Here is a 25191-nt window from a genome sequence, read left to right as displayed (position 1 = left end):
GCGTATACTGCACCGATGTTCTTCAAACCAGACTTCCGCCCACGTTGCGCCAAATGGCTCATCGCAACCGGACTCTTCCTGATGCTCGGCGCCTGTGTGGAAAAACCCACCACACTGGAGCGAGTCAAGGAGGACGGCGTACTGCGGGTGATCACTCGCAACAGCCCGGCGACTTATTTCCAGGATCGCAACGGTGAAACCGGCTTCGAATACGAGCTGGTCAAGCGTTTTGCCAAGGACCTGGGCGTCGAATTGAAGATAGAAACGGCTGACAATCTCGACGATCTTTTCGACCAGATGAACAAACCAGGCGGTCCGGTACTCGGTGCCGCCGGCCTGATCGAGACACCAAAGCGCAAATCGCAGGCGCGTTTCTCGCATTCTTATCTGGAAGTCACCCCTCAGGTGGTCTATCGCAACGGCCAGTCGCGGCCGACCGATCCCGGCGATCTGGTGGGCAAGCGCATCATGGTGCTCAAAGGCAGCGCGCATGCCGAGCAACTGGCGGCGCTGAAGGCGCAGAATCCCCGCATTGAATATGAAGAATCTGACGCGGTCGAGGTCGTTGATCTCCTGCGCATGGTCGACGAAGGCCAGCTCGACCTGACCCTGGTCGACTCCAATGAGCTGGCAATGAACCAGGTCTACTTCCAGAACGTGCGCGTCGCCTTCGACCTGGGCGAAGCGCGCGCGCAGCGCTGGGCCGTCGCGCCGGGTGAAGACAACAGCCTGCTCAACGAAATCAACGCCTACCTCGACAAGGTCGAAAAGAACGGCACGCTGCAACGCCTGAAAGACCGCTACTACGGTCACGTCGATGTACTCGGTTATGTGGGTGCCTACACCTTTGCCCAGCACCTTCAGGAACGCCTGCCCAAATACGAAAAACACTTCCAGACATCGGCCAAGAAAGAACAGGTCGACTGGAGACTGCTGGCCGCCATTGGCTATCAGGAATCGATGTGGCAGCCAACCGTGACCTCGAAAACCGGCGTGCGCGGCCTGATGATGCTCACCCAGAACACCGCGCAAGCCATGGGTGTATCCAACCGGCTGGACGCGCGCCAGAGCATTCAGGGCGGGGCAAAGTACTTTGCCTACATAAAGGATCAACTGGACGACTCAATTAAAGAGCCGGATCGCACTTGGCTAGCTCTCGCTTCCTACAACATTGGCAGCGGTCACCTGGAAGATGCGCGCAAATTGGCCCAGAACGAGGGGCTGAATCCTGATAAATGGCTCGACGTGAAAAAAATGCTGCCGCGTCTGGCACAGAAGAAGTGGTACAGCAAAACGCGTTACGGCTATGCCCGAGGCGGTGAGCCGGTGCATTTCGTGGCCAACATTCGCCGTTATTACGACATTCTGACCTGGGTGACGCAGCCCCAGCTTGAAGGCAGTCAGGTCGCCGACGGCAACCTGCATGTTCCTGGCGTCGACAAGACCCAACCGCCCGTCCCGCCAGCCTCTCCCGTCCCCTCGTCCAGCAATAGCACGGACGAATCTGCGCTCTAAACGTTGCCTTGGCCTTTGCCAGCGTCCTTAGCTGCCCGTCGCATCCTGAAAAACTCGCTCAACATCGTCCCGCACTCCTCGCCCAGCACTCCGCCTTCGAACAGCACGCGGTGATTGAGAAATGCCTGACTGAAAAACTGCCCTTGGCTCTGCACGATGCCCGCCTTGGGTTCGAGCGCTCCGTAGACCACACGCGCCACCCGTGAGTGCACGATCAGCCCCGCACACATGCTGCACGGCTCCAGCGTCACGTAGAGCGTGCTGCCTGGCAGGCGATAATTGTCCAGCGCCTTGGCGGCGTCACGAATCGCGACCATTTCGGCATGCGCGCTGGGGTCGCTGCCGCTGATCGGGCAGTTGTAACCACGACCGATGATCTCGCCGTTCTGCACCACCACTGCCCCGACTGGCACTTCACCCAACAGCGCGCCTTGCGAGGCGAGCGCCAGCGCCTCGCGCATGAAGTACTGATCATTGCTGCGGTCGATGATCTGCGGTTGCCGCATCATGCCACCTCGATGGCGGCCATCAAGCCGGTTTCCATGTGATCGATCACGTGGCAATGGAACATCCATACACCGGGGTTATCCGCCACCAGCGCCACTCGCGCCCGCTCGTTACGACCCAGCAAGAAGGTGTCGGTAAAGTACGGGATGATCTTGCGCCGATTGGAGGCGATCACCTTGAAACTCATGCCGTGCAAATGAATCGGGTGCTGATACTGAGTCATGTTCTTCAGTTCGAAGATATAGCTCTTGCCCAGCTTCAACCTGGCGATAGGCCGATCGGCGCAGGTCTTGTCGGTAATGTCCCACGCTTCGCCATTGATCTGCCACAGGCTCGGCGGCTTGCCATTGTCGGTGTTGACCGACATCGAGCCCACCCACTCGAAGTTGAAATTGATCTTCTCGGCGTTTTCCATATCAGGCTCGGCCACCGGATTGGCCGGCAGCTCGGGCGGCCACTGGCCAGGTGCGTCATTATTGGCGACCGAGCGGAACGTACCCAGGCGCACCGGGCCGTTACGCAGCGAGATCTCCTCGCCCGCCGGCGGAGCCTTGATTGCCAGACAGATGCGCATGCCCGGCCCCAGCCAGTATTCGTCGCCGAAGGGACGCGGTTTCACCGGGTTGCCATCCAGCGCATAGATCTGCGCCTCGGCGTCCGGCAGGTTGAGTCGATAGGTCACGGTATTGTCGAGATTGAGCAAGCGCACGCGAGTGATCTGCCCGGCAGGCAACTCAATCACCGCCTGCGCAATGCCGTTCAACGTTGAAAGCCGCCCCGCCGTGCCCTCACGCGCCGCTTCGCGCAGCACGCTGAACTCGGTGAACGCACCCACTTCGTCCACATGCCAGCTTTTCAGACTGACCGTGCGCTCATGGGCAAAACCGGTCGGCTCGCGTTCTTCGACAATCAGCGGCCCGACCAGACCGCGGCCCAGCTCTTCACTGCTGCTGACGTGCGGGTGATACCAGTAGCTACCGGCGTCCGGCACACGGAATTTGTAATCGAAGTATTCACCCGGCTTGACCGGCAACTGCGACACATACGGCACGCCATCCATTTCCAGCGGCAAGCGAATGCCATGCCAGTGAATGGTCGTCTCGACCGGCAACTGATTGATGAAACGCAGCCGCAGCCACTCACCCTGCCGCACGCGCAACTCCGTGCCCGGCGCAGAACCGCCGAAGGCCCAGGCAGGCGTCTTGTGGCCAGGCACCAACTCCACATCCAGCGGCGCGGCGATCAGCACAAAGTCCGTACCAGCTTCAGACTCGCGACGCCCCATCCAGTAACGCGAAGCACCACCCGCGCCTAGGCCGACTACGGCCAGACCGGCGATGCCTGTAAGGATTTGACGACGGGTAAAGGACATGAACGGCACAACCTCGAAAACGACGACTGAGCGCATCTGCGAGCAAATGCGAGGGGCGAATACGATACACCTGCATTTGCGTAAAGATAAGGGTGGATACCACAAGGCGTAAAAAAGCCGGGCAAGGCAGTGACGCCCGCTCCGGCTTTTTGCATCAATCAACCGCTATGCCTGGCTCACCCGCTCAAGCCATTCGATATAGGCCGGCTCTGTATCAGGCGGAAGATTGGCGCGGTAGTCCTCCAGCTCTGCCTGCATGCCGAACACTTTCCATACCAACGGTGCAAGGCGCCATGCCGGGCTGTTTGCCCGTTCCAGTTCGCTCAGCACTTGCAGGCATCGTTGCTGGTGCTCGGCCACTGTCTCCGACTTGTAACCGAGCGCCTTTCCCAGCCCTGAGATGTACATCAGTTTTGCGGTTTCCATCTCAGGCCACTGGAGCGCCATATTCAGGGGCCATTCGAGCATGGCCCGCTCACCCCACATTGACGACTTGGGCAAATGGTCGTTCGCAAGCAACGTCAGCATGAATGATTGGCCCAACTGGGTCAGATACACCGGCAAAACCTCGGCTGCAGGCTGCTGGTAAAACACATCCAGCGGCTGCTCACGCTTGAGTCCGATACCGGCCAGCAAGCGCTGTTGAAGATCAAGTACCAGCGCACCAAGTTCTGCCTTGCCTGCACTACCGTTTTCAACGGTTTGCCGGGTGCGGGTCGCACAATTCCATAGGCTCAGTGAAATCCGCCACTGGGCCTGATCGCCCTCACCCGAACAACCCACTTCGCCCGTCACGAAATACTTCGTCGTTGGCGGGACGATATCGAACAGTGTGTTGCCGTCGACCTCAACCCCCGAAACAACCGGCCCCGCACCCTCCGCGACCTGAACATAACAATTGGCTACATAGTCGTTCCAGTAGTGAACCGACTCCGCCATGTAAAGAGGAATGGCACGCGTATAGCGCCCGACATCATCCTCGCGCTGCGATTCGGCAGGCTCTGCTTTCTCCATGATTTTGGACAAGGCGAAGAAACCGATTTCTGGCGCACCTTCCGGTTTTTGCGCGAAGAGCCAGTCAGCATTGCGCAAACCGTAGTGCCAGACCGGCTTGTTCAGCGCCAAGGTACTGATCGTCACGCTGGCAGGATCAATCGGAATGCCTTTGTCTTCCGGCCTGCGCACGTCCTCGAAAGCACGCGCAAACTGGTCAAGGTGACTTTTGATTGGCGCAAAGCCGAGTGCATACAAGCGAGTAAGCAACGCCTCGCCTTCATCCACCCTGCCCAATTCCTGATAGGCACGCAGCAAGTTGAGACCTGCCGTCGAATCATGTTTGTGCTCATCATAAGCAGGCCCGACAAGCTCGATGATCAGCGGAATGTGGCCATTGTTGCCCAAGTCACCCGATATCATCTGCAAGGCACTGCGGTCGAAATGACCGCCCGCCAGTACCTCTTCATACAACACACGCGCCTGCGCGACGTTCTGCTGCTGCAGGTAATGCCGCGCCATCCACAACTGCGCACGCCAACTGCCCGGCAACGCCGCTACAGTGCGTAGAGCATCGAGATAGGCGGCCTCACCGCCCCGTTCCTGCTGGATGCTCAGCCACCACAACAGGCCGTTTTCCTGATTCGGATCGGCCTCAACCGCCTGCCAAAGCGTTGCCTCTGCAACTGATTGATCACCACGCTCGGCAAACACCTTGGCCAGATTGGTCAGAATGATTCCCGACACGCCGACTTTAGCCAGCCCTTCGCGCAGCGTGGCTTCTGCAGCATCGAGCCGGGCGTTATGCATCAGCACGATGCCGTTCACCACATAACTGCGCTCGGGATTAGCGTCGATCTCGACCAGTCGTTCGGCGGCAGGCATCAGGTCAGTCGCAAATCCATCGTTGAGCCCCGAAACAATGAGGTTGTAAAGCTCGTCAGCATCACCCCACTGCTGTTTCAGATTGGGCAGGAACACCTTCTCGCGCCACTCGCTCCGAGTGATCTTCATCTCGCGCCCGTAACTGTCGTAGACGGTGATCAACTCGCCATCGTTAACTTCTGGCGGCGTTGTATCAGCAGGCGAGTTATCTGTTGAAGCTTGAGATTTCTTGCCGCTGAGGGCGGACAGAATGCGTTTGAACATAAATGGAGTCGCCGCGGTTTGGGGTTAATGGGCAAGTGGCGTCAGGTGCTTCAGGTCATAACGTGTGCGGAGGGTCAGCCTTTGAATTCGCCACTGAAGATATTGTGGCGTTTGGACCCGGTCAGGCTGGCACCCAGGGAGCAGCCGTCATAGCCTAGTACAGTTACAGCGGTCGACCTGCTCGCGCGATGCGCAATGCCCAGAGTTGGCCATGACAAAACGCTGGATGACACACCAAAGGATTATTGGCCGAGATGAGCACTATTTACGATCCGGACGCACGAACGGTCAGGCAAGTATCGACAGCGATATTCTTGCTCACCGGGACCTTTGGCGTCATGGGTCCAGTGAGCTTTTCAGGTGGCAGGTGGATTTACGGCTGCATCTGGTTACAGCGCGGGTTTCTTTTCTAGTAGACCCTTCACAGCGCTATGCGAAGGGCCTGCCCGTGATCAGTCTCGCACGAGCTTCAGCAGTCCGCCGTCATACCAGGAAAGAGCTAACGACCCGTCCTGTGCCAGGAAAAATGCCGGCGTTTCTTTATCAAAAGGACCCCAGCTTCCAGATTTGCATTCAACGCTATAGCGCACAGCTTTTTCGATGCCAAGCTTGTGGAGTTGCGGCTCCAGTTCAGCTCCAGTCATCGCCGGAAGCTCATGAAAAACAGGCCCCTTGCACACATCCTCCGTAGAGTCTGTGGACGCTTTCCATGCCAGCTGGTCGTGACTGAAGCTGAGACGTCGCCCCATAAAGCTCGGATCATCATCCCCCAGTGCCTGCACGCCCGAGTCTGATACCGCTACACCTGCAACATGCCAACTGCCGTAAAGCGCACTTTCTCCAGGCTGATCGTGCTTTGGGGCATCCATATTCGCTGCGCACCCTGTCAGCGACAACAGGATCAGGAAAGATGAACTGAGAGAAAATCGGGATTTCATGAACGGGGGTCCTTGGTTTTTGGGGATGTGAATATCGAATCTTTTTGCTGGGCTGCCCCTGCGTCGATGTGGGGGCTTGGGGCTTGGGGTGCCTTTGAGCGGATTTTCCTCGAACTTCAAGCCAGTTTCAAATGAGATGCTTTGGGGGTGGTAAGGAGCTGAGACGTCCGTCACGACGGCAGCCTCTTACGCGAAAGTGCTCATTGGGACGTATCACCAGCGGCTGACTTAGCGCTGATTCCTTTGCGTTCTCGGGCCGTTTGATAGATCCCATAAGCCCCAACCCTGATTGATTTTTGCCCAGCATGTAGCGTGAAGTTCGAGGTGGTGATTGGCGGAAGTGCCTTTATAGCTCACCTGTTAGAAATTGAGCGCGCCCCAGACCGAAACTCCAGTCTTCGTCACTGTTGATCACTATCGAAACCATGACGTCCTCTGCTGCGATGCCACAGTTGCGCTCCAATCCTTCTGCTATCAGGGCATAAAACCGCTTTTTCATCTCTGCTGGACGCGGCCTGCTAATGGCGGTGATGACAACGACTTTGTCGGACCGCGTAAATCCAAGCCCCGTATCCTGAATGATCAGTCGATTTCTTTTGTGTTCATTCAACACCTGGTATCGGTCACGTTCAGGAACCTGGAATGCGTTCACCATCGCGTCGTGGATCGCATCCAGCAACGTCTCGATTTCCTGATCCGAACGGCCCTCTATTACATCAATTTTCAGCAATGGCATTGATTGTCTCTCTACAGGAAGGTTGTGGATTTAGACGCTGAACGCATCTCTTCCACCAGGGTTTTGATCAATTCTGCTGCAGGGAGTGCGCGTGCGAGCGGCGCCCCTTGCCCGGCCCATTGAGCGGCAAAATCATGACAGCCTTTTAGAACAGCGGCGGCGTGCAGTGCTTTGGTCACATCATAAGCCAAGGGATATTCGGCTGGGACAGGGATCTGCTGTCCAGTGCTTTCCAGGTACAAACGATTCGCCAAGCCACGGGCAGGACGGCCGGATACATAGCTGGTTACTCGAGTTTCATGGGCTCTTGCGGAGATAAGCGCTGCGCGATGCTCGGGCGTAGCTGAGGACTCCGGACACAGGATAAAGGCGGTTCCCATTTGTACCCCTGCGGCTCCTAGTGCCAATGCTGCATTAATGCTTGCGCCGTCCATGATCCCACCGGCTGCGATCACCGGTAAGCGTATGTGCGTTGTCAGCATGCGGGTCAATGGGAACAACCCAAGCTCGTGGTCCTGATTGGGCGCATCGTCGAATACGCCACGGTGCCCACCTGCCTCATAGCCTTGCGCGACAATGGCATCTACGCCGGCCTTCTGAAGCATTTGTGCTTCTTTAAGCGTGGTGGCACAACCCAGCGTAACAATGCCCGCCTCTCGTAGCTCAGCTACCCAGGCCGAGTCGGGTGTGCCGAAGTGGAAGCTGACTACGGCGGGCCGCTCGGCTAACAGCACTTCAAGCATCACCCGGTCACTCAGAAAACTTTTATAAGTTTCGCGTATTTCTTGAGGAGGCGCTGCATCGAATTCGGAGAACCATTTTGCGGTATAGGCCAGCCAGGCATCATTCTGCGTATGGCTAAAACAGGCAGGTCTATGACAGAACATGTTCACGTTGAACGGTTGGTCAGTCAGTTCGCGCGTCTGTTTTATAAGGGCTCGTGCCTGATCCGGGGTGCTGGCGCCAAGGCCGATCGATCCCAGGGCTCCTGCGTTACTAACCTCGGCAGCAAGTACTGGAGTTGAAACGCCAACCATCGGCGCCTGAATAATGGGTAGTCGAACCCCTATGCTGGACCAGAAATTAGTGGTGTTCATTTAACTACCTGTCTGTCTGGAGTGGGGAAGGAAGTCGAACGGTCAGCAGTGTTGAGAGCAGTAGGCCAACGCCTACGGCGATCAGCAAAGTCAAATAGGCCAAAACAGGTTCGAACTCTAACCGCTTACCTGGATCCATGTGCGCTTAAAGGTCAGCGCAGATAGAGCTTGAAGCGCCGCACATCAGCAGCATTGTTGCCTGGTTAGACGTTTGCCTTACAACCTCACGCCAAGGCTTCTGCGGGACCGAAAAACTCATACCGGGCCTGATTCTCTGGTACTCCCAGATCCTTTAAGGCTCGTTTCATGAATGCCATGAATGGTTTGGGTCCCAGGAAATAAACGTCGACATCGCGGTCGGCCGGCAGCCATTGTTCAAGGTGAGTGATTAAGGGAAAGCCAATGGCGTCTGGCGTGTAGACCTCATGATCGGCTCGCTCTGCATAAACGACATGAGCCCTGAACAGCGGATAGCGTTGTTGCCAGCTTCGCAGGAGGTCTGAGAACGCATGCACCTGACCATTACGTGCATAGTGAATGAAGGTTACTGGTCGCTCCCCGGACTCCAGCGCTTGCTCGGCCATTGCCAACGTTGGCGTGATCCCGACGCCGCCGCTGATAAGTATCAGTGGCTTGATATGGTCGTTAAGCGTGAAATCCCCGGAGGGAGGAAACACATCGAGGGTGCTTCCCTCTTCCACATAATCATGCAGATAAGTAGACGCGAGTCCCCCCAGCTCACGCTTGACGCTGATTCGATATCGAACACCGTTAGCCTGCTCACTCAAAGAGTAGTTACGCCGCACTTCCTTACCATCGATCATGAGCCGTAGGCCGATGTACTGTCCGGCTTTATGCCGGATAACGGGCTGATGATCAGTGGGCGCAAGATAAAATGACGTAATTTCAGCGCTTTCGGCCACCGTTCTCAAGACTGTGAATTGACGGGCACCCCGCCAGCCTCCCGGAGCTGCAGCAATGGCGTCATAGACACTCTGCTCACCGGCGATGAGGATGTCTGCGAGCTGTTGATAGGCTGCGGCCCAGGCTGCGATGACTTCATCTGTTGCGGTTTCTGCGCCCAGTACCTCGCGGATAGCCTGCAAAAGGCAGGAGCCGACAATAGGGTAATGCTCGGGAAGGATCTGCAGCGCCACATGCTTGTTGATTATCTGGCTCGCCAACCCGCCCAGGTTTTCGAGCCTGTCGATGTTCCTGGCATACATCAGCACGCCATTGGCAAGCGCGCGGGGCTGCGACCCGTTAACTTGATGCGCTTGATTGAACAACGGACGCACTTCAGGGTGCGTATCGAGCATGAGTTTATAAAAATAAGTGATCAACGCTTCCCCTCCGGTTTCAAGCAGAGGCACAGTTGCTTTGATGATGTCGCGCTGGGCTGAGGTCAGCATGGTGGGCTCCAGAGGATAGGAATCTATACCCTTGGTTAGAGCAACCGCCATGCCAAGCATAAAAGCCTTGTAAAACAACAAGCCAAAGGCGTATAGAGTCTTTATGACTGTGTTATTAGGACCTTATCCGTGAAAAAAGATGTCATTACGACTCATCAATTGAAGGCGTTGCATGCCCTCCTTCCGCTCTTGGGTGATTTAGCAGCAGAGCTGCCTGCAGAGCATCGTTACTACCGTGTTCTGGACGCATTGCGAGAGCTGGTCCCCTCGGATGCTGTGGCATTACTGCGCCTGGAGCAGGGCGAACTCATTCCGGTTGCCGCGCATGGCTTGGCCAGTGACGCAATGGCCCGACGCTACCGTGTCGCAAACCATCCTCGACTGAAGGCAATCATTGAAGCGCAGGGGGCCGTTCTATTCCCCACAAACTGTGATTTCCCGGATCCCTATGACGGCCTGATCGGTTCAAGCGCCTTGCCCGTGCACGACTGCATGGGCTGCTCGTTGCGGATCAATGACAAAACCTGGGGGGTTCTGACCCTGGACGCCCTGACCGTGGGGCAGTTCTCCGAGCAGGATCTTCAAACCGTCGAGACCTTTGCCATGTTCGCTGCGGCGACCGTCGTAGCGGCATCCCGATTTGATGATCTATTGCGCACCGTTGCCGGAGAACGGAAACGAGCAGAAGCCTATCGACTCTCTGCACGCAGGCCCAAGCCTGAAATGATTGGGAACAGCGATAGTTTCAGGCAACTCCTCTCTGAAATCGATCTGGTCGCTTCAAGCGACCTCACGGTTTTGATTACCGGCGAAACCGGAGTAGGTAAGGAACTGGTTGCCCAGCGGCTGCACGATCTCTCGGCGCGAGCGGACAAACCGTTCATAACGGTCAATTGCGCCGCCCTTCCTGAGCACCTGATTGAAAGCGAGCTTTTCGGACACGTCAAAGGCGCCTTTTCGGGAGCCATCGAAAATCGGCTGGGTAAATTTGAAGTGGCCAGCACTGGCACACTATTTCTGGATGAGATCGGCGAGCTGCCGTTGGCCGCACAAGCCACCCTGCTTAGAGTACTTCAGGGCGGCCAGCTTCAGCGGGTCGGTTCCGACAAGCTCCATGTCGTCGATATTCGTTTGATTGCCGCCACCAACCGAGACCTGATTGAGGAAGTGCGTGCGGGTCGCTTTCGAGCAGACTTGTATCACCGACTAAGCGTCTACCCATTACGCGTCCCCTCTTTGAAAGAACGTCGGGACGACATCATGTTGCTGGCCGGAGCTTTCGCGGAAGAAAACCGCTGGAGGGTCGGCGTACCTTCGTTGCGATTTTCCGACTCTGCCCGCCAAGCATTAGTCGGCTACTCGTGGCCAGGGAATATCCGGGAACTGGAACACCTGATGGCAAGGGCGGCGCTGAAGGCAAAAAAAAGAGCGGCGTCTTTGAAAAGGCAGAGTGTCTTGTCGCTGGAGTTGCAGGACCTTGACCTCCTGGAATCGCCCTCCGAGAGGGTTGCAAATGAATCAGGCCCTCTCCTTTCGCTGCAACCCTTGGCTAAAGACTTCAGATCATCTGTGGACGGATACAAGAAAGCGATATTGGAAGAGGCTCTCAGGCGCTCAGAAGGCAATGTTTCTGCTGCAGCTAGAAGTCTGAACCTGGATCGCGCGAATTTGACTCGGCTCGCAGGTAGGCTGGGGGTGAGCATATTGCGTTAAAAGTAGTCACTTCACTCTCAAAAAGAAAATCGGCCAGAACCAAAAAGCCCGCAATTAAGCGGGCTCCATGGCATTTTTTGCTAGATCGTGCCGGACAATGCCGGACGTCCCATCATTCCCACTCAATCGTAGCCGGCGGCTTGCTCGACACGTCGTAAGTCACCCGCGAGATCCCTTCGATCTCATTGATGATCCGGCCGCTCACTGTCTCCAGCAGCTCATAAGGCAGGTGTGCCCAACGAGCAGTCATGAAGTCGATGGTTTCGACAGCGCGCAGCGCGACGACCCAGGCGTAGCGGCGGCCGTCGCCGACGACGCCGACTGATTTGACCGGCTGGAACACGACGAACGCCTGGCTGACCTTGTGGTACCAGTCGGCCTTGCGCAGTTCTTCGATGAAGATGTGGTCGGCACGACGCAGGATGTCGGCGTATTCCTTCTTCACTTCGCCGAGGATGCGCACGCCCAGGCCTGGGCCTGGGAATGGGTGGCGGTAGACCATGTCGTAGGGCAGGCCGAGTTCGAGGCCCAGGCGGCGGACTTCGTCCTTGAACAGCTCGCGCAGTGGCTCGACCAGCTTGAGGTTCATTTCTTCCGGCAGGCCGCCCACGTTGTGGTGCGACTTGATGACGTGGGCCTTGCCGCTTTTCGCGCCAGCCGACTCGATGACGTCCGGGTAGATGGTGCCTTGCGCCAGGTACTTGATGTTGTCCAGCTTGCAGGACTCGGCATCGAACACGTCGATGAAGGTGCGGCCGATGATCTTGCGCTTCTTCTCTGGATCGCTCTCGCCTGCCAGATTGTTCAGGAACTGTTCTTCGGCGTTGGCGCGGATCACCTTGACGCCCATGTTCTCGGCGAACATGGCCATCACTTGCTCGCCTTCATGCAGACGCAGCAAGCCGTTGTCGACGAATACGCAGGTCAGTTGATCGCCGATGGCCTTGTGCAGCAGCGCAGCGACCACGGAGGAGTCAACGCCGCCGGACAGGCCCAGCAACACGTTGTCAGTACCGACCTGGGCGCGAACCTGAGCGATGGCGTCTTCAGCGATCTTCGAAGGGGTCCACAGTGCTTCACAGCCACAGATGTCGAGGATGAAGCGCGACAGGATGCGACCGCCCTGCTTGGTGTGGGTCACTTCCGGGTGGAACTGCACGCCGTAGTAACCGCGAGCGTCGTCAGCCATACCGGCAATCGGGCAGCTCGGGGTGCTGGCCAGAATGTGGAAGTCTTCCGGCAGTTTGGTGACCTTGTCACCGTGACTCATCCATACGTCGAGGCCAAACAGGCCGTCGGCGTCGATATGGTCTTCGATACCATCGAGCAGACGGCTTTTGCCGACTACGTCAACGCGAGCGTAGCCGAACTCGCGCAGCTCGGAACCGGCAACCTTGCCGCCCAACTGCTCGGCCATGGTCTGCATGCCGTAGCAGATACCGAAAACCGGCACACCCAGGTCAAATACCGCTTGCGGGCAGCGCGGGCTGTCGGCTTCGTGTACGGACTCGGGGCCGCCGGCGAGGATCACGCCTTTTGGAGCGAATTCGCGAATCGCTTCGTCATCCATGTCAAACGGATGCAGCTCGCAATACACGCCGATTTCGCGCACGCGGCGGGCGATCAGCTGGGTGTACTGGGAACCGAAGTCGAGGATCAGGATACGGTGGGCGTGAATGTCGAGGGCCATGGAAACTCTCTGAGCAGCTGCAAGCTATAAGCTGCAAGCGGCAAGTTGTCGGAATCAATGCGGTAGTTACATGTGCGTAACTACCGCTTGTAGCTGATTGCTCGGGGCTTGAAGCTGGAGGCTTTAGCCGACGCGATAGTTCGGCGCTTCCTTGGTGATCTGCACGTCATGGACGTGGGACTCAGCCATACCGGCACCGGTGATGCGAACGAACTCGGGCTTGGTACGCATCTGCTCGATGTCGGCACTGCCGGTGTAACCCATGGAGGAACGCAGGCCGCCCATCAACTGATGGATGATGGCCGACAACGGACCTTTATAGGCCACACGGCCTTCGATACCTTCCGGCACCAGCTTCTCGGCGCCTGCGGACGAATCCTGGAAGTAGCGATCGGACGAGCCTTGCGCCTGGGACATCGCACCCAGCGAACCCATGCCGCGATAAGCCTTGTAGGAACGGCCCTGGAACAGTTCGATCTCGCCTGGCGCTTCTTCAGTACCGGCGAACATCGAGCCCATCATCACGCAGGAGGCGCCAGCCACGATGGCCTTGGACAGGTCACCGGAGAAGCGGATACCGCCGTCGGCGATCATCGGCACGCCAGTGCCTTCAAGGGCAGCGGAGACGTTGGCGATGGCGCTGATCTGCGGCACGCCGACACCGGCAACGATACGCGTGGTGCAGATGGAGCCCGGGCCGATACCGACCTTGACTGCATCGGCGCCTGCGGCAACCAGTGCCCTGGCTGCTTCGCCAGTGGCGATGTTGCCGCCGATGACCTGCACCTGCGGGAAGTTTTCCTTGACCCAGCGGACGCGGTCGATCACGCCTTTGGAATGGCCGTGAGCGGTATCGACGACCACGACGTCAACGCCAGCCGCAACCAGTGCGGTGACGCGCTCGCCGGTGTCCTTGCCGGTACCGACTGCAGCGCCGACACGCAGGCGAGCCTGATCGTCCTTGCTGGCCAGCGGGTAAGCCTTGGCTTTCTCGATGTCCTTGACGGTCATCATGCCCTTGAGCGCGAAATTGGCATCCACGATCAGGACTTTTTCAAGGCGGTGCTTGTGCAGCAGTTCGCGCACTTCGTTCTTGTCGGCGCCTTCACGCACGGTGACCAGACGCTCTTTGGGCGTCATCACTTCGCGGACAGGGACATCAAGACGATTTTCGAAGCGTACGTCGCGGGACGTCACGATGCCGACCAGGTCGCCATTGTGCAGGACCGGTACGCCGGAAATGTTGTGCATGCGGGTGAGTTCGAACAGATCGCGGACAGTGGCGTCGGCTTCGATCGTGATCGGGTCCTTGACGACACCGGCCTCGAACTTCTTGACCTTGCGCACTTCGGCAGCTTGCTGCTCGATGGTCATGTTCTTGTGGATGATACCGATACCGCCTTCCTGGGCCATGGCAATTGCCAGACGGGCCTCGGTGACTGTATCCATTGCAGCAGAGACCAAAGGTATATTCAGCTCGATGCCACGGGTCAAACGGGTTTTCAGACTGACTTCGTTAGGGAGTACCTCGGAATAACCGGGCACAAGGAGAATGTCGTCGAATGTAAGGGCTTCTTGACTGATACGCAGCATCGCGGGGGCTCCCGGGCGGGAAATTGGAAGCGCGCCATTATACCCACAGACCCCGCCCGGCTCAATGTAAACCTCAGCCTATTATCAAAGCTGTTTATAGACGCACATTAACGCGGGAGACCGGGCGATCCAGACGTTCGGCGAAGTCATCCAGAAAGGTCTGCGTGAACGACGCATCCAGCCAGTTATTGAAGATGAAACCGAGGTTGGAAAACCCGCAGGCGTCGAGAAAAAGAAAGCCGTTGATGTCATCTTCATGGCGGCATTCGGGGCAGGTGAAATTATCGGTGTGACCGGGCATCCAGTCTTCCAGGCTGTCGAACAGCGCCTCCCCCACTTCGCGGCGACACTCCGGGCAACCGGCCTCTTCGGCAAAGTCGTTCAGCGGGGTATAGATGCAGCGCCTGGTGACGATTTCCAGGCCGTTGACGACCTGTCCGAACGGCAACGCATCGGGATTCTTCACCACCCGCTTCGCGCCCGGTGCCACCGAGTAGGCCATCTTGTTATAGGTGCGTCCGCACGTGGTCAGCTCTGGCTCGACCACATTGAGCTTGACCAACCAGCGCAGGATCAGCCGCGCCCTGGCCTCGTGCCCGGGAAAGGTGGAGATTTGCGGGACGATGATGCTTTGGGTGTTCATAACGGAGCGTCGCTTAAAGCTGTTCGAGGCCGCAGCTTAATGGGCTGGCCATTCAGGTCAAGAAGCAATCCTGCCTTTACCGACGAGACAGACCTGTGCGCCAGACCGGCATTGCCATTATGATGCCCGACATGATCAAAGACCCTTTCGCAAGACTCGGCCTCGACCGGGAAGTCCTTACTGTCAGCCAGCTCAACGGCCGCGCCCGCGTGCTGCTGGAAGACGTGTTCAGCAGCATCTGGGTCGAGGGCGAGATCTCCAACCTCTCGCGCCCGGCGTCGGGCCATGTGTACTTCACGCTGAAGGACTCTGGCGCGCAGGTCCGCTGCGCGTTGTTCCGGCAGAGCGCGGCGCGTGTGCGTCAGGCGCTCAAGGACGGCTTGCAGGTCAAGGTGCGCGGCAAGGTTTCGCTGTTTGAAGGCCGTGGCGACTATCAGCTGATTCTCGATACGGTGGAACCTGCCGGTGATGGTGCGTTACGCCTGGCGTTCGATGCGCTGAAAGCCAAGCTCAGCGACGAAGGCCTGTTCAGCGCCGAGCGCAAGGTCGCGCTGCCGCTGCACCCGCAACGTATCGGGATTATCAGTTCTCCGACCGGCGCGGTAATCCGCGACATCATCAGCGTGTTCCGCCGTCGCGCGCCGCGGGTCGAGCTGACCTTGATTCCCACAGCCGTTCAGGGTCGCGAGGCGATCAACCAGATTGTCCGCGCACTGAAGCTGGCCGACAGCAGAGGCTTCGATGCACTGATCCTGGCCCGTGGCGGCGGCTCGCTGGAGGACCTGTGGTGCTTCAACGAAGAAGCTGTCGCCCGCGCCATCGACGCCTGCGTGACGCCGATTGTCAGCGCTGTCGGGCATGAAACCGATGTGTCCATCAGCGACTTTGTCGCCGACGTGCGCGCACCGACGCCCTCAGCTGCGGCCGAACTGCTCGCCCCGGATTCCAGCGACCTGCATCGACGCGTCGACAACCTGCACCGGCGACTGGTCAGCCGCATGCAGGACCGCCTGATGCGCGAGCGGCTGCGTCTTGAGGGTATTTCCCGGCGTCTGCGTCACCCTGGCGAGCGCTTGCGTCAGCAGTCGCAACGGCTGGACGACCTGGACATGCGCCTGCGCCGCGCCTTTGAACAGAACATGCATCAACGTCAGCTGCGTCTGGCGCACATGCAAAGCCGCCTTGCTGCCCAGCATCCAGGCCGGACCCTGGCCTTTTTGCGCCAGCGTCTGGATGCCCTGGCCGAGCGTCTGCCGAGAGCCATTCGCGAACAGGTCAAGGCGCGCAAGCTGCAACTGCAAAGTCAGGTGCAGACCCTCAACGTGGTCAGCCCGCTTGCCACACTGGGACGCGGTTACAGCATTTTGCTCGACGAGCGCGGCCACGCAATCCGCAACGCTGCACAGACGCAAACGGGCCAACGGCTTACCGCCAGGCTCAGCGAAGGCGAACTGCACGTGCGCGTCGAAGACAATCACCTCACACCCGTGACCCTCTCCCTTCTGGACTGACTGCCTGATGCTACGTTTTATCGCCCCGCTGTTCGCCCTGCTGCTCTGTCTCCCGGCCCACGCCGACAGTTTCATCACTCGCGCACTCGACAAGCCGGTGCCCGGCGGTGTCGCGGTTATCGATCTGGGCGCGGGCGCTCAGGCACCGACCGCCACCTATCAAGGCAAACCGGTGCTGGTGGTCAAGGAACAGGGCACGCGCTGGCTGGCCATCGTCGGCATTCCGCTGAGCGTCAAACCCGGTACCCAGCAAGTGATGTCGGGCGGGCGCACGCTCAACTTTACCGTTGGCAGCAAGAAATACCCGGAGCAGCACATCACGCTCAAGAACAAACGTCAGGTCAATCCCAACCCTGAAGACAACAAACGCATCGAGGGCGAACTGGCCGAGCAACTGCGCGCCTACCGTAGTTTCAGCCCAGGCACGCCAAGCAATCTGATTCTGGACAAGCCGGTCAACGGCCCGTTGTCGAGCAAGTTCGGCGTGCGTCGCTTCTTCAACGGCGAAGAACGCAACCCGCATTCGGGCCTGGACTTCGCGGTTCCTGCAGGCACGCCGATCAAATCTCCGGCAGCGGGTAAGGTCATCCTGACCGGCAATTACTTCTTCAATGGCAACACGGTATTCGTTGATCATGGGCAAGGCTTCATCAGCATGTTTTGCCATATGTCGAAGATCGACGTGAAGGTCGGCGACCTCGTCCCGCGTGGCGGAGTGGTTGGCAAAGTCGGCGCAACCGGTCGCGCAACCGGGCCGCACATGCACTGGAACGTCAGCCTCAACGATGCGCGTGTGGACCCGGCTATCTTCATCGGCGCGTTTCAGCCGTGAGCCTGTTGGTGAGCGAGCGTTACCCCGCTCGCTCACCTGCCCCCTCATTGCGCACATCGCTTTCGTCCAACAATAACCCGAACATAAAGCTTCATATCCCGCTATAAAAAATCGCTAAAGACGCCTTTTCGAGAATTTATTCCAATCTTTTTCAAATGCTTGCCATCATCCATGCCAATGGTTACGGTTGGCCTCATGAAAACCTCTCAAACCCTTATTCTGTTGCGCCAACATCGGTGCCTCAGCCTGGTCAGCGCCCGACTGCCTGGCTAGCATGCTGTGCCTCGTCCCTGTGTTCGCAATTCCCTGTGCTATCTATCCAGAACGGCAGGCCGCCCAACCCCGGCCCCGTGAATACAAAAGGATTTCCTGATGACCATGCTCAAAGACCCCTCGAAGAAGTACCGTGCGTTCCCGACCATCGATCTGCCTGACCGCACCTGGCCTTCGAAGACCATCGACGCAGTGCCGATCTGGTGCAGTTCCGATCTGCGTGATGGCAACCAGTCGCTGATCGAGCCGATGGACGCGGCCAAGAAGCTGCGCTTCTGGAAAGCCCTGGTCAGCGTCGGCGTCAAGGAAATCGAGGCATCCTTTCCATCGGCTTCGCAGACTGACTTCGACTTCGTGCGTACCCTGATCGAAGACGGCCACATCCCGGATGACACCACCATCCAGGTACTGACCCAGGCTCGCGAAGACCTGATCGCCCGCACCTTCGAATCACTGCGCGGCGCCAAAAAAGCCATCGTTCACCTGTATAACGCGACCTGCCCGTCGTTCCGCCGCATTGTCTTCAATCAGGACAAGGCCGGGGTGAAAGAGATCGCGGTCAACGCGGCCAAGCTGTTCGTTAAATACGCAGCACAACAGCCGGAAACCCAGTGGACCTTCCAGTACTCGCCGGAAACCTTCAGTGCGACCGAACTGGAATTCGCCAAGGAAGTCTGCGATGCGGTAATCGAGGTGTGGAACCCGACGCCCGAGAACAAGGTGATCCTCAACCTCCCGGCGACCGTGGAAGTAGCGACACCCAACATTTACGCCGACCAGATCGAGTGGTTCGGCCGCAACATTACCCGCCGCGACAGCGTGCTGATCAGCCTGCATACCCACAACGACCGTGGCACGGGCGTTGCCGCCACCGAGCTGGGCCTGATGGCCGGTGCGGATCGCGTCGAGGGCTGCCTGTTCGGTAACGGCGAGCGGACCGGCAACGTCGATCTGGTCACCGTAGCGCTGAACCTCTACACCCAGGGCATCAATCCCGGGCTGGACTTCTCGGACATCGACGGCGTGCGCAAGGTCGTCGAAGAGTGCAACCAGATCCCGGTTCACCCACGTCACCCGTACGTTGGCGACCTGGTTCACACCGCGTTCTCCGGCTCGCACCAGGATGCGATCCGCAAGGGTTTCACCCAGCAGAAGGAAGGCGAGTTGTGGGAAGTGCCTTACCTGCCGATCGACCCGGCTGACATCGGTCGCAGCTACGAGGCGGTGATCCGCGTCAACAGCCAGTCGGGCAAAGGTGGCATCGCTTACCTGCTGGAACAGGAATATGGCATTTCCCTGCCACGCCGCATGCAGATCGAGTTCAGCCAGGTGGTTCAGGGTGAAACCGATCGTCTGGGTCTGGAGATGACGGCCGAGCAGATTCACTCGCTGTTGCGTCGTGAATACCTGCAAGCCAACGTTCCTTATGCGCTGATCAGCCATAAGTTGCAGGAAGAGAACGGCAACAGCTCGGTGGATGCCGAGGTGCACGTCGACGGTGAAACCCAGCACTGGCGCGGCAAGGGCAAGGGCGCCCTGGAAGCACTGGTTGCCGGCCTGCCATTGGCCGTGGAAATCATGGACTACAACGAGCATGCGATCGGCTCGGGTACCACCGCCAAGGCAGCTGCCTACATCGAGCTGCGCGTGAATGGCGAACGCGCCGTGCATGGTGTGGGCATCGATGAAAACATCACCACGGCGAGCTTCCGCGCCCTGTTCAGTGCTCTGAATCGTTCAATCAGTCAGACGCAAGCCAAGGCTGCCTGATTCGATAGCCGGATGGCGGACGCAGGTCCGTCATCCGCATCGCACTCTTCCCTCCCCGCCTCACGCTGCGCCAGCGTCTTGCATTCCGCGCATGACCCTGCCTGTTTCGGCATAATCTTTTTCATTTATGCTGTGGTAGCATGCTGCCCTTACTCCAGAGCGCGCCCAATCCAACAGCAATTCATATGCTGACGATGCCTGCTCGGACTTACCTGCCAGCTGCACCTTTCCTATAAAACCAAGACGACTATTGCATTGATTTCCGGACGAAAAGAATGCTCGGGCAGACCCGCCGTGCATTGAAATTACCATCGGCCTCGGTACGCTGAGCTGATCCAATCACATTTGGAGCGATTATGCCCAAGGCTTCCCATCAAGATTTGCGCCGCAGCTTCCGTGCGCTCACCTCGTCGAACGCTTGCTTTCACACAGCCTCGGTGTTCGACCCCATGTCAGCGCGAATCGCAGCGGACCTGGGCTTTGAAGTAGGCATCCTCGGCGGCTCCGTGGCGTCGCTGCAAGTTCTGGCAGCCCCTGACTTCGCCCTGATCACCCTGAGCGAATTCGTCGAACAGGCCACGCGTATCGGCCGCGTCGCACAGCTCCCGGTCATCGCGGACGCAGACCATGGTTACGGCAATGCCCTTAACGTCATGCGCACCGTTGTCGAACTGGAACGTGCCGGTATTTCTGCACTGACGATCGAAGATACCCTGCTGCCGGCGCAGTTCGGACGCAAATCCACTGACCTGATTTCCACTGCAGAAGGTGTTGGCAAGATCCGCGCAGCGCTGGAAGCGCGTGTCGATCCGGAGATGTCGATTTTCGCTCGCACCAACGCGGCAATCATTCCGGTTCAGGAAGCCATCAGCCGGGTTCAGCAGTACCAGGCTGCCGGGGCTGACGGTATTACCATCGTCGGCATTCGTGACTTCGATCACCTGGCGCAGATATCCGAAGGCGTGACCGTGCCGCTGATGCTGGTGACGTACGGCAACCCGGAACTGCACGACAACGCGCGTCTTGCCGAGATGGGCGTGAGGGTCTGCGTGCATGGTCACGCGGCGTACTTCGCTGCGATCAAGGCCACCTATGACTGCCTGCGCGAGCAGCGTCAGATCCTGGGCAGCGAATCGAACATGAGCGCGACCGAACTGACCCACACCTATACGCAGCCTGAAGACTACGTAGAGTGGGCCCGCAAGTTCATGAACGTCAACGAGTGACAGGCAACACTGGACGCTGCGCCACCTGATCAGGGGCGCAAGCAGCTGGATGCCCGCGCAACACTGTGCGCGGGCATGATGAGCGTCACTTCGGACGCAAAGCAGGCGATATCACGCGGTGGTGTTTACACCGCCACCGGTTTCCAGCTGCAGCAACGAGGCCTGCAACGTCTGCAGGTTGGCGCTGATGGTCGCGATCTGGCCCTGAATCGCCATGGATTTCTGAGCCTTTTCTTCCGCTGAGCCGTTACCGCTTTGAGCAGCAGCCAACTGCGCCTTCTGCTCGGCGAGTTGCTTCTGAGCGTCCTTGATCTGCTGCTTTATCTGTTCGATGGTCTGATTGAGCGACGATTCGCTGGAACCACCCACGCTGCCACCACCACCCGCCGCACCGGCCTTGCCACCTTCGGTGGACGCCTGATCAGAGCTTTTCTCTGTTTCAGTAGTCGTGGTAGCAGCAGTCGCGGCCTTGGCTGTTTCAGCGTCAGTAGGTTTGATCGCTAAGGTCAACGAGCTTGTGTAACTGTTCAGCGTGGAGGTGTTGATAATAGTCATAACGGTCTCCTGGAGGTCTGGAACAGCTATCGACCGACTTGAAACATTCTGAAGTACTTTTATTCAATATTAAACGAATCAGCATCCAGCCCCGCTGGAAACCGTGTGCGGTAGGCATGCAAGTCTGCCGCGCCAAGCGTCGCCTTGAACACCCCGTCCGCTTCGCCCACGCTCAACAGGCTCTCGCCCTGGAAATCCAGGACCTGACTGTCACCGGTGTACGCAAAGCCCTTGCCGTCCGACCCAACGCGATTGACTGCCGCCACATAGCACAGGTTTTCAATGGCTCTGGCAGGCAGCAGGCGGTTCCAGTGCAGGCGCCGAGCACCCGGCCAGTTGGCGGTGTACAGCAACAGGTCGGTGTCCTGAGCGTCACGGCTCCAGACCGGAAAGCGCAGGTCGTAGCAGATCAGCGGCCGTACGCGCCAGCCGTTGAGTTCAAACATCACCTGGCGATCGCCCGGCGTGTAGTGCTGGTGTTCACCGGCCATGCGAAACAGATGACGCTTGTCGTAATGCAGCAGCTCACCATCCGGTCGCGCCCACAGCAGGCGATTGCGATGACTACCATCGGCCGCGCGCATCATGACGCTGCCGGTCACCACGGCGTCGATACGCTTGGCCTGAGCCAATAGCCATACCGATGTAGGCCCGGCCTCCGGTTCTGACAGGGCCTCGGACTCCATCGAGAACCCGGTGGTGAACATCTCTGGCAGGATCACCAGGTCCGCGCCGCGCGCCTGATCCAGCAATGGCTCGAAATGCTCGAGATTGGCCTCGCGATCATGCCACGCCAGCGTGGTCTGGATCAGCGCGAGGTTGAGGTTTGGCAGCCCGCTTATATCGCGCATAGTTTCTCCGCCGCCAGACGCAGCGTCTCTTCCTGTTTGGCGAAGCACAGGCGGATCAGGCGCTGGCCTGCTGGAGGGCTCTGGTAGAACACAGAAATCGGAATGCTCGCCACGCCATGCTCGCGGGTCATCCACAAGGCCATGTCGACATCGTTGAGGTCGGGCCTGATCTGCGAGTAATCGACCAACTGGAAATAAGTCCCGCCCACCGGCCGGAAGCTGAAACGCGACTCAGCCAGATGACCACAGAAAAAGTCGCGCTTGGCCTGATAGAAGCCTGGCAGCTCGTCGACATGCTCCGGGTGTTCGGCCATGAAGTCGGCCAACGCGTACTGCAACGGCGTGACACCGCAGAAGCTCACGTATTGGTGCACCTTGCGCAGCTCGGAGGTCAGCGCAGGCGGCGCGACCACGTAACCGGTTTTCCAGCCTGTGACGTGATAGGTCTTGCCGAACGAGCTGACGACGAAGGCGCGCTGATACAACGCTTCGTGATCAAGCACGCTGACATGGCGCGCGCCGTCAAACACCAGGTGTTCGTAGACCTCATCGCTGAGCAGGTAGATATCACGATCCGCGATCAGCGCGGCCAGCCGATCGAGCTCTGCACGGCTGATCAACGCGCCGCTGGGGTTGTGCGGGCTGTTGATGACGATCATGCGGGTACGCGGGCTCAGTGCATCGCTCAGCTTTTGCCAGTCGATGGCGAAGTCATCCAGCCCCAGTTGCACATGGACGCAGCGCCCACCGGCCAGTTCGACGGCGGGCTCGTAGCTGTCATAGCAAGGGTCGAAAATGATCACTTCGTCGCCGGCGCGAATCACGCTGTGGATCGCGCAGAAAATCGCCTGCGTGGCACCCGGCGTGATGGTGATTTCGCTGTCCGGATTGACCGTACGCCCATAGCTGCGGGCGATCTTTGCCGCGACTTGCTGACGAAGCGCAGGCAGCCCGGTCATCGGGGAGTATTGGTTGTGGCCTTGGGTGACATGTCGGCAGACCGCATCACGCAGCGCCTGCGGCCCGTCAAAATCGGGAAACCCCTGGGACAGGTTGATAGCCCCGGTTTCGGCGGCCAGCTGTGACATGACGGTGAAGATAGTGGTGCCCACGTTGGGCAACTTGCTGTCGATCATGGAACCCTTTCCCTGCAATCTCCCGGCACCGGGCGGCACGGGTCAAGCAGGATAGCCCATTAAACGACCACAAAAAAAGGCGCCGAAGCGCCTTTTTCCCGATGCTGACTCAGCGCTTGTCGCGGCGCTTCTTGTCGGCCTTCTTGTGGTGCGACATCATTCGACGCTTCTTGTTGACCTGACGGTCGGTGAGCGTGTTCTTGTTGCCTTCATATGGGTTCTCGCCGCCCTTGAACTCGATACGGATCGGCGTACCGACCAGTTTGAGTACACGCCGATAGGTGTTTTCCAGGTAGCGGACGTAGGACTTGGGTACCTTCTCGACCTGGTTACCGTGGATCACGATCAGCGGCGGGTTGGCACCACCCAAGTGGGCGTAGCGCAGCTTGATGCGGCGGCTGCCGACCATCGGTGGTGCATGCTCGCTGACCGCATCTTCGAGAATCTGCGTCAGGCGGCTGGTTGGCCAGCGTGTGACCGCGGACTTGAACGAGTTCTGTACCGACTGATACAGGTTGCCCACGCCCGTGCCGTGCAGCGCGGAGATGAAGTGGATGTCGGCGAAGTCGACGAAGAACAAGCGGCGTTCCAGCTCGATCTTCACGAAATCGCGTTCGCCAGGCGTCATGCCGTCCCACTTGTTCAGCGCGATGACCAGCGCACGACCCGCTTCAAGGGCGAAGCCCAGCAGGTTCAGGTCATGGTCGACCACACCTTCGCGGGCGTCCATCACAAAGATCACCACGTTGGCGTCCTTGATGGCCTGCAGCGTCTTGACCACCGAGAACTTTTCGACTTCCTCGTGGATCTTGCCGCGCTTACGCACACCGGCGGTGTCGATCAGCGTGTACTTCTCTTCGTTACGCTCGAAGGGAATGTAGATACTGTCACGCGTGGTGCCTGGCTCGTCATAGACGATAACCCGGTCTTCACCCAGCATGCGGTTGACCAGCGTCGACTTGCCGACGTTGGGACGACCGATGATGGCGATCTTGATGCCGTCTTTCTCGCTCGGGCCGGGGATGCGCTTGGCTTCCTGACCTTCGGCGACTTCCTCGACCTCAGCGCCCTCTTCAGGCTCGTCCTCGTCCCTGGGGAATTCCCGCAGGGCGATTTCGAGCATCTGCGAGATGCCACGGCCATGGGCACCGGCCACCGGAATGGCGTCGCCCAGACCCATCGGGCTGAACTCGGCACGCGCCAGGTTCTCGTCGATGTTGTCGATCTTGTTGGCAACCACGTAGGAACGCTTGTTGCGCTTGCGCAGGTGCTCACCAATCATCTGATCAGCAGCGGTGTAGCCCGCACGGGCGTCCACCAGAAACAGCACCACATCGGCTTCTTCAATGGCCAGCAGCGACTGCTCGGCCATCTTTTCGTCCATGCCATGCTCGTCACCGGAGATACCGCCGGTGTCGATCAGAATATAGGAGCGCCCTTGCCACTTCGCCTCTCCGTATTGGCGATCACGGGTAAGACCGGACAGATCGCCGACAATGGCGTCGCGAGTCCTGGTCAGGCGGTTGAACATGGTGGACTTGCCGACGTTCGGTCGACCCACCAGGGCGATTACGGGAACCATGCGGCTCTCCACTTCGTTATTTCAGAAAATACAAAAGCCGCTGCAGGGCAGCGGCCGGAGTTCGGGGCGATGCCACAAAGGCACCGCAGCCTTGCCG

General features: G+C 58.7%; 20 protein-coding genes. 6 read left to right on the top strand and 14 right to left on the bottom strand.

Translation table 11 applies throughout. The features are described from left to right. The first annotated feature begins 15 nt into the window (after positions 1 to 15). Positions 16 to 1515, top strand: a complete 1500-nt coding sequence (gene mltF / locus JOE39_RS26195; RefSeq protein WP_080053099.1) for a membrane-bound lytic murein transglycosylase MltF — start codon at positions 16 to 18, stop codon at positions 1513 to 1515. Here the strand turns inward: mltF and tadA are convergent. From tadA to hmpA, 7 genes are all read right to left on the bottom strand, one after another. Next, on the bottom strand, positions 1512 to 2021 hold the full coding sequence (tadA, locus tag JOE39_RS26190; protein ID WP_024649591.1) for a tRNA adenosine(34) deaminase TadA: 510 nt from the start codon (positions 2019 to 2021) through the stop codon (positions 1512 to 1514). The genes mltF and tadA overlap by 4 nt on opposite strands. Continuing rightward, a complete protein-coding gene (locus JOE39_RS26185; RefSeq protein WP_004403157.1) occupies positions 2021 to 3394 on the bottom strand; it encodes a multicopper oxidase family protein in 1374 nt (457 codons plus the stop codon). The genes tadA and JOE39_RS26185 overlap by 1 nt, the downstream gene beginning before the upstream one ends. A gap of 165 nt (positions 3395 to 3559) precedes the next feature. Continuing rightward, positions 3560 to 5536: a tetratricopeptide repeat protein gene (locus tag JOE39_RS26180; protein ID WP_210078075.1), complete on the bottom strand. Its 1977-nt coding sequence runs from the start codon at positions 5534 to 5536 to the stop codon at positions 3560 to 3562. 452 nt (positions 5537 to 5988) lie between these two features. Further along, on the bottom strand, positions 5989 to 6474 hold the full coding sequence (locus JOE39_RS26175; RefSeq protein WP_063313516.1) for a hypothetical protein: 486 nt from the start codon (positions 6472 to 6474) through the stop codon (positions 5989 to 5991). Between the two features lie 346 nt (positions 6475 to 6820). Beyond that, positions 6821 to 7210 (bottom strand): tautomerase family protein, encoded by a 390-nt coding sequence (locus tag JOE39_RS26170; RefSeq protein ID WP_003409144.1) that lies wholly within the window; start codon positions 7208 to 7210, stop codon positions 6821 to 6823. 11 nt (positions 7211 to 7221) lie between these two features. Further along, a complete protein-coding gene (locus JOE39_RS26165; protein WP_210078077.1) occupies positions 7222 to 8307 on the bottom strand; it encodes a nitronate monooxygenase in 1086 nt (361 codons plus the stop codon). 224 nt (positions 8308 to 8531) lie between these two features. Continuing rightward, entirely contained in the window at positions 8532 to 9719 is a 1188-nt protein-coding gene (gene hmpA / locus JOE39_RS26160; RefSeq protein WP_096133408.1) for an NO-inducible flavohemoprotein, read from the bottom strand. A 129-nt stretch (positions 9720 to 9848) separates the two neighbouring features. Between hmpA and norR the strand changes: the two genes are divergently transcribed. Beyond that, complete coding sequence (gene norR, locus JOE39_RS26155; protein ID WP_210078079.1) at positions 9849 to 11432, top strand: nitric oxide reductase transcriptional regulator NorR; 1584 nt, start codon at positions 9849 to 9851, stop codon at positions 11430 to 11432. 112 nt (positions 11433 to 11544) lie between these two features. On the opposite strand, the gene guaA is transcribed toward norR, so the two are convergent. From guaA to JOE39_RS26140, 3 genes are all read right to left on the bottom strand, one after another. Further along, on the bottom strand, positions 11545 to 13122 hold the full coding sequence (gene guaA, locus JOE39_RS26150) for a glutamine-hydrolyzing GMP synthase (RefSeq protein WP_003409133.1): 1578 nt from the start codon (positions 13120 to 13122) through the stop codon (positions 11545 to 11547). A 123-nt stretch (positions 13123 to 13245) separates the two neighbouring features. Continuing rightward, a complete protein-coding gene (guaB, locus tag JOE39_RS26145) occupies positions 13246 to 14715 on the bottom strand; it encodes an IMP dehydrogenase (protein WP_003314194.1) in 1470 nt (489 codons plus the stop codon). 94 nt (positions 14716 to 14809) lie between these two features. Beyond that, complete coding sequence (locus JOE39_RS26140) at positions 14810 to 15358, bottom strand: sugar ABC transporter ATPase (RefSeq protein ID WP_096133406.1); 549 nt, start codon at positions 15356 to 15358, stop codon at positions 14810 to 14812. A 131-nt stretch (positions 15359 to 15489) separates the two neighbouring features. Here JOE39_RS26140 and xseA point away from each other — a divergent pair, with 131 nt between their 5' ends. The 4 genes from xseA to JOE39_RS26120 all read left to right on the top strand — a co-directional run bounded on the left by xseA (position 15490) and on the right by JOE39_RS26120 (position 20970). Then, the gene (xseA, locus tag JOE39_RS26135; protein ID WP_162884893.1) at positions 15490 to 16869 is read left to right on the top strand and encodes an exodeoxyribonuclease VII large subunit; all 1380 of its coding nucleotides are present in this window, start codon (positions 15490 to 15492) and stop codon (positions 16867 to 16869) included. A 7-nt stretch (positions 16870 to 16876) separates the two neighbouring features. After that, on the top strand, positions 16877 to 17701 hold the full coding sequence (locus JOE39_RS26130; protein ID WP_096137751.1) for a M23 family metallopeptidase: 825 nt from the start codon (positions 16877 to 16879) through the stop codon (positions 17699 to 17701). A gap of 372 nt (positions 17702 to 18073) precedes the next feature. Next, complete coding sequence (gene leuA / locus JOE39_RS26125) at positions 18074 to 19744, top strand: 2-isopropylmalate synthase (RefSeq protein WP_003421933.1); 1671 nt, start codon at positions 18074 to 18076, stop codon at positions 19742 to 19744. A 356-nt stretch (positions 19745 to 20100) separates the two neighbouring features. Next, the gene (locus JOE39_RS26120) at positions 20101 to 20970 is read left to right on the top strand and encodes an oxaloacetate decarboxylase (protein ID WP_003314188.1); all 870 of its coding nucleotides are present in this window, start codon (positions 20101 to 20103) and stop codon (positions 20968 to 20970) included. A 111-nt stretch (positions 20971 to 21081) separates the two neighbouring features. Here JOE39_RS26120 and JOE39_RS26115 read toward each other — a convergent pair whose 3' ends face one another. The 4 genes from JOE39_RS26115 to der form a co-directional block, all read right to left on the bottom strand. Then, entirely contained in the window at positions 21082 to 21525 is a 444-nt protein-coding gene (locus JOE39_RS26115) for a FlxA-like family protein (protein ID WP_024664415.1), read from the bottom strand. A 59-nt stretch (positions 21526 to 21584) separates the two neighbouring features. Continuing rightward, on the bottom strand, positions 21585 to 22376 hold the full coding sequence (locus tag JOE39_RS26110) for an amidohydrolase (protein WP_004403140.1): 792 nt from the start codon (positions 22374 to 22376) through the stop codon (positions 21585 to 21587). Continuing rightward, a complete protein-coding gene (locus JOE39_RS26105; protein WP_004403139.1) occupies positions 22364 to 23512 on the bottom strand; it encodes a pyridoxal phosphate-dependent aminotransferase in 1149 nt (382 codons plus the stop codon). The genes JOE39_RS26110 and JOE39_RS26105 overlap by 13 nt, the downstream gene beginning before the upstream one ends. A 109-nt stretch (positions 23513 to 23621) precedes the next feature. Next, entirely contained in the window at positions 23622 to 25094 is a 1473-nt protein-coding gene (gene der, locus JOE39_RS26100) for a ribosome biogenesis GTPase Der (protein ID WP_024664416.1), read from the bottom strand. Positions 25095 to 25191: the final 97 nt, after the last annotated feature.

Origin of the sequence: Pseudomonas sp. PvP100, from assembly GCF_017833055.1 — a bacterium.
GTDB lineage: Bacteria > Pseudomonadota > Gammaproteobacteria > Pseudomonadales > Pseudomonadaceae > Aquipseudomonas > Aquipseudomonas syringae.
This window is presented reverse-complemented; position numbering and strand designations above follow the sequence as displayed.